The organism is Desulfatiferula olefinivorans (genome assembly GCF_054657895.1).
On the sequence record NZ_BAAHXV010000071.1, the window covers coordinates 1 to 5,900 of the forward strand.

A 5,900-nucleotide genomic window follows, 5' to 3' on the forward strand; every position below is an offset into this window, starting at 1 on the left:
TATTAAAAAAAATTACACGCAAAAACCTAACCGGACATCACTGAAGGGTCTGAGAATTAATCATATCCTTGTAAACCATAAATCGAACCTTGCCTTGATTTGTAACCGACGAAATAAGATTCACCCGTTTACATCTTGAATGAACCTTAATCTCCGGGGTTTCACCGCGTGGGGCGTAACTACGGCCGTAATAGCTGTCATTGCACAGCCCGGTTTCGTAACCCCAATGGATTTCGGCGTTCTCTTTTTTCGCTTTAGAGGTGATTTTTGGGTAATCTTCAGTCAACCAGGCTTTTACGGCTTTGGGATTCTGGCTATAGGCTTTTTTCAAAGGCCTTTGAGGCGTAAAGCCACATCTCTTCAGGTATTCTCCAACTGTTCTGATCGGCATTTCAATGTCATAAAATTCTTTGATGGCTGGCTTGACGGCTTTTCGTGTCCACAATGCAAAAGGAAATTTCAATTGATCAGGGCACTTATCGCGCATAAACTTTTGCAGTTCTTTTTCCTGATCCTGCGTAAGCGTCCGGAAGCACCCCAAGGTCCGGTCTCGCTTTTTGATTTGGATTGCTGATTTACCGCCCTCAAGATAGGTTTTATGCCATTTGCAGATAGTTTTTACGCTAACACCTGTTATTTCAGATACTTCTTTTAGTTTTTTCCCGGCTTCACGAAGACGAACAACCTGGTTGCGTAATTGCTGTTGAGTCTCGGTACTTAGTATGCGTGCATCAATTTTTTCCATGACTGACTTTATAGCACATTTGCCTGGAAATTGCCAATAAATACTTAGATATTTTATTGCCGGGTTAATAGCGGGCGCTTTATTTAACTTTGAGATTCTTAGAGAACCGGAATTTAGATTTTATAAGCCTTCTTAATTCAGTATCAAAAATTATTAAATTTGAAAAATATGTAAATAAAAAAGTAAATAATATAATACAAATTTTAAAAAACCGATTTTCAAAATAAATAAACTCATTAAACTTAATAGAAATAAAATAACTCAGCATTCCAAATAAAACACTTTTAAATAAATTAAAATATTCTATTGGAATTTTGATTACTTTCATAGAAATTAAATAAAAAAAAACTAAACTTAAAAAATATGAGGCTATAGTAGAATAAGCAGATCCAAGAATACCGATTTTAGGTATCAAAACTAAATTAAGTAAAATATTAACAACCCCTGCTACAACCATCACTATAATAATAGACGTTGTTCTTTTACTAAAGTGTAACCCAGCCATAACAGGAAATTCAAGTCCATTTAGAAGGATACCTACCATTAATACCGAAAGTATTTTAGCTGACTGGATGTATTCTGATGAAGCTAATATAACAATAATATCCTCTGAAAGTAAGTGAGTAAGAATACAAATCGGAATTGATACATATATGTATAATTTTATAACATTAGATAGTATGATTTTAATATTACTATACTGTTTATATTCCCACATTTGATACACTATAGGAAGCAATGCTAAGTTTAAAGGCGTAACAATTAATTCTTTCAGGTAAATACAAAAATTATATCCAACACTGTAATTTGCTACATCGCTTGTATCTAGAAGTGCAGCTATTACATATCGATCGCCAAAATTTAAAATAACTGCGGCTATTGCGCTAATAGAAAGAGGAAAACCATATTTGAATGATTCAAGAAAAATTTTTTTAGAAAATAATTGCTTATTAAATGAAAAAAAATTCGATTTATAAAGTAATAAAGCTAAAGTCAATGTCACTATGATCTCAACAAAAATAACTCCATAATAAAAGTAAACCAATTTTTGGAAATAAATAACCAAAGGAATAGCACATATTAAACCTAAATATTTTCTTAAAATTCCCATTAAGTTATACAAAAAAATATTATCTTCTAAACGAAAAATTGAATTTAAAAATGTAAATAAATTCTGAATGTACATCCAAAGAAAGCCAAGAATAAATGCTCCATAAGCATTATGAAAAAAATATGTATCAAAAATTTCAACAGTTCCTAAGTAAAAAGCAGTAAATATAATAGAAACATTCCATAGAAACATTACAATAAAAGAAGTGGTTATAAATGTGGACAATTTATCATTTTGTTTAAAATTTTCATAAAATCTGATAATTGACCTATTAACACCTAATGCTGAAATACCTATTAACAAATTTATCGTTATAGCAATTAGGCTAAAAATACCATACTGATCTTTCGTAAAGACTCTTGTAAGTATTGGAAAAGAGATAAGGCCTGACACCATAATTAATGCCTCACCCCAAAAATAGCTCAAAGACTGCAGTAACAACTTCTTTCCGCTCAAATTTAACCCCAATTAAAAATGTATCATAATTTTTCGTTAGAACATTGCAAATCAATTAATTCCTTTGATGCAACAAGAATCGCAACTAATACATACAAAATGTACATATAAACTCTATTTGAAAAACATGCGCATACCCAAAAACTACATAATGAAATAGATGTATATTTATAGTAATTTTCAGCTGATGTATGTACTTTTTTTATTCTTTTATTAAAATATTTATATGAAATAGAAAGAGGATAAATGGCGAACATAAAAAAAAAGAAACCACCAAAAACTCCGGTTTCAGCAAAAACCTGAATCAAAGTATTATGAGGTAAAAGTCCTCTTACTCCACCATAATTTCGCATTTCATATCTGGACTGATTAGGTCCAACACCAAATACAGGATTTTTAATCAACATCTTTGTACATGCTATCCATTGGGTTAAACGATCTTCAGAAGATTCATCACCTGATAAATTACCTGCTAAATCCGAGCGAGTCATAATAGTTTTATATCCAACGTATATGATCCCATTAGCCAACATAATTATTATTATGATTTTTATGGCAATTTTAATTTTTTTTGAACTCAATAAAAAAAGGCCAATTGCTGTTGACAATCCTAATACACCGTTTCTAGCGCCGGTTAATAGAATATTAATAGAAAATTGTAATGCAAGTATTATAAAAAAGTATTTAACCGCCTTATTATCTGAGTTCTCAATAAAAATAAACGTCAACGGTAATATTGCTACAAATATCATAGACAAATCATTTCCATTTTCATACCAGCCAAAACCTCTTGCTAAAGCACCTATCTCATATCGACTATACAAATCAGTAAGTGAGTAGTATGATAAATAACCAATGGCAAAAAGAAGCATAAGTATTACCATTTTAATTCTTTTTTCGGTAAAACAACTTTTTACAATTAAAAAATAAACAATAATCAAGTTTCTCCAAAAAGTAAAAATCTCTATGCCAGCTGCCAACCAGATATTACAGGCACTTAAAACTTGAAAAAAAATAAATAAAATAAAATACTTATTTGTTTTATTAACAAGAAAAGGTTTATTACTTTTCTGATTTGAAATAAAATATGTTAATAATGCAAAAATAGCGGTGTATTTTATAGGCTGTAATATTTCAAGGGGGGGGAAAATATATACCGGTTGGAAAAACATGATAAATATTAATAAACACAATATATAAAAAGCCACAATTTAACCTTATATTTAAAATCGTAACTACTCACCCGAGTCATCCAGCTTAGGAGTTGCGCCGGCCAAAGCCATTTGGATGGCAACGTACGGGTTTATCCCGTGGCTTGCCATTGTGACGAAAAATAGACTGGCTGGAATTGTTGTTTACCGACACGAACCTGGCAGATGAAAATGTCGCGCGAATCTACGGCAAACGTTGGAACAACGAAGTCTTTTTCAAAATGGCAAAACAGCACTTGAAATTGGCTAAAGAAATTCAGTGCAGGGACTTTGATGCTTTGATCGCTCACACCACCATCGTTTTCATGCGTTACATGTTGCTTTCATATCATTCGGATTATCGAAGCCTTGGCGAATTTTTTTTCGCCTGCTTCGAAGAAATGGCTGATATTTCTTTTATGCGGGCCCTACACAGGATTCTGACGTTGGCGGTCAATCAGCTCATGACGCTGGGAGCCTTTTTTTGTGAAAAAACGGCGACAGCCTTCTTTTACTACTAATTTTTCAGATATTTCATTGCAAGGTTAAAATATATAAGCTCATAATTTTTTACCATTTGTTTCAATGAAAAATTTTTTGAAACAAATTCACGTGAATTTACAGATAATTCAATCAATTTATTTTTATTTTTAAATAAATAATAAATTTTCTGGGAAAGTAAATTTAAATTATGTGAATCCAAAAGGTACCCATTAAAATTATCGATAACTATCTCGACAGATCCAATAGATTTGGTTGAAATAACAGGGACTGAAGATGCCATTGATTCCAATATCACATTTGATAACCCTTCATGCTCAGAAATACTAACGGAAACCACTAAGTTAATTATTGATAAAAGCATATTAATATCATTTCTCAATCCGAGAAATAATATATTGGAGTTTAGGTCTTTTTTTTCTGTGAATTCAAGTAAATATTTTCTATCAGGACCATCGCCTATAATTAAAACAACTATATTATTTGTATCGTCATAAGATTTCGTTAATTTATTTACAGCTTCGATTAGTAATTGTTGATTTTTTTCAGGTTTCAAAGACCCAATACAACCAATAACAAATTTATTCGATAAATCAACACCATAATTATCTTTAATATATTTTAAAATAGGAGCCGAATCATTTTTATCAGAAAAATAACTTAAATCAACACCATTATGTATAACAGTTATAGAATTTGATTTTAAGCCAATTCTTTTTATAAGCTCCATTTTTAGCGCTTCAGAAACTGAAAGATTAATATTACAATAATTATAAATAAAACGTTGTATCGCAATCTGAATTTTTGATGTAAAAAAACTACCATGTTCACCATTAATGATTACTGGTACATTGGCTAATTTTGCTGCTATAATTCCAACTAAAGAACCACCAGCCAAACCATGGGTATGAACTATATCTATTTTCATAGTAAGAAAGTATTGTCTTAATTTTAAGATAGATTTTGTTATACCTACGCCACTTAAGTTAAGAGATTCTAATCTGACATCTTTTTTCAATCTATTAGCAAATTCACCTTTTTTTATTAAACAACAGACATGTAATTCAAATATATTTCTATCATGGTTATTGCACAAGTTTATTATACCATTTTCCATTCCACCAGGACCTAGTTCCGTTATGATGTGTGATAATTTAATTTTTTTCATAGAATTCAATACTGTTCGGTTAAAAATTATATGGTTATGCACTTCGCTCAAGTTCAAAAAAATGCGACACGAATTGACCTGATCTGTCAAAGGGCTACGATATACTGCCTCCAAGATAACCTAAAGGAGGCGGCCAATGGAACAATTCACAATTACCGAAGACTTTCCCATCAATCAAGTCCAGTTCGATGAACGGTTTAAGACAGGAGAAGCTTGCCACGCTTACCTTTTCAGGTTGCGTTGGCCAGATGGTTTTAAGTGTACGATCTGTGACAATACATCCTATTGGAAAAGCAGCCGGGGGCTTTATATCTGTACCGAATGCGAACACCATCACTCCATAACGGCAGGCACCATTATGGATGGGACTCGAAAGCCCTTGGTTGATTGGATTAAGGCCATGTGGTGGTTCACCACACGTAAAAGTGGAGTGAATGCCATAAATCTTCAGGATCTATTGGGGTTCGGAAGCTACCATACAGCCTGGCGTTAGTTGCAGAAATTGAGAAGCTGCACAATCCGGCAAAACAGAGAGAAACTGTCAGGGGCCGTTGAAGCCGATGAATTTTATATTGGTGGCCAACGCAGTGGGAAGCGTGGACGTGGCGCAGAGCATAAATGTGCTGTGGCTATAGCCGTTGAACGTAAAGGACGTAAACTTGGCAGATTGCGTTTACTGTTGATAGATGATTGCTCATCCGGCCAGTTGGTCCCTTTTATCATTGATAT

General features: G+C 32.6%; 7 protein-coding genes. 3 read left to right on the forward strand and 4 right to left on the reverse strand.

The annotated features are described in order from the left end of the window. Positions 1-37: 37 nt before the first annotated feature. The 3 genes from ACYQ11_RS21595 to ACYQ11_RS21605 form a co-directional block, all read right to left on the reverse strand. Positions 38-745 carry an IS630 family transposase gene (locus tag ACYQ11_RS21595; protein WP_459925912.1) on the reverse strand — a complete coding sequence of 236 codons (708 nt, stop codon included), beginning with the start codon at positions 743-745 and terminating at the stop codon, positions 38-40. Between the two features lie 79 nt (positions 746-824). Next, the gene (locus tag ACYQ11_RS21600) at positions 825-2,312 is read right to left on the reverse strand and encodes a lipopolysaccharide biosynthesis protein (RefSeq protein WP_459925913.1); all 1,488 of its coding nucleotides are present in this window, start codon (positions 2,310-2,312) and stop codon (positions 825-827) included. A 23-nt stretch (positions 2,313-2,335) separates the two neighbouring features. Beyond that, complete coding sequence (locus ACYQ11_RS21605) at positions 2,336-3,520, reverse strand: O-antigen ligase family protein (protein WP_459925914.1); 1,185 nt, start codon at positions 3,518-3,520, stop codon at positions 2,336-2,338. Positions 3,521-3,663: 143 nt separating this feature from the next. Between ACYQ11_RS21605 and ACYQ11_RS21610 the strand changes: the two genes are divergently transcribed. Continuing rightward, a complete protein-coding gene (locus ACYQ11_RS21610; RefSeq protein WP_459925915.1) occupies positions 3,664-4,023 on the forward strand; it encodes a hypothetical protein in 360 nt (119 codons plus the stop codon). Here ACYQ11_RS21610 and ACYQ11_RS21615 read toward each other — a convergent pair. After that, the gene (locus ACYQ11_RS21615; protein WP_459925916.1) at positions 4,020-5,171 is read right to left on the reverse strand and encodes a glycosyltransferase; all 1,152 of its coding nucleotides are present in this window, start codon (positions 5,169-5,171) and stop codon (positions 4,020-4,022) included. The genes ACYQ11_RS21610 and ACYQ11_RS21615 overlap by 4 nt on opposite strands. Positions 5,172-5,307: 136 nt before the next feature. Here ACYQ11_RS21615 and ACYQ11_RS21620 point away from each other — a divergent pair, with 136 nt between their 5' ends. Next, positions 5,308-5,664 (forward strand): transposase, encoded by a 357-nt coding sequence (locus tag ACYQ11_RS21620; RefSeq protein WP_459925917.1) that lies wholly within the window; start codon positions 5,308-5,310, stop codon positions 5,662-5,664. A gap of 9 nt (positions 5,665-5,673) precedes the next feature. Next, a partial coding sequence (locus ACYQ11_RS21625) for a transposase (protein WP_459925918.1) occupies positions 5,674-5,900 on the forward strand: 227 nt, incomplete at its 3' end.

Coding starts and splice junctions, on each gene's coding strand:
- ACYQ11_RS21595 (WP_459925912.1), bottom strand. CDS start 745: ATGGAAAAAATTGATGCACGCATACTAAGTACCGAGACTCAACAGCAA.
- ACYQ11_RS21620 (WP_459925917.1), top strand. CDS start 5,308: ATGGAACAATTCACAATTACCGAAGACTTTCCCATCAATCAAGTCCAG.
- ACYQ11_RS21615 (WP_459925916.1), bottom strand. CDS start 5,171: ATGAAAAAAATTAAATTATCACACATCATAACGGAACTAGGTCCTGGT.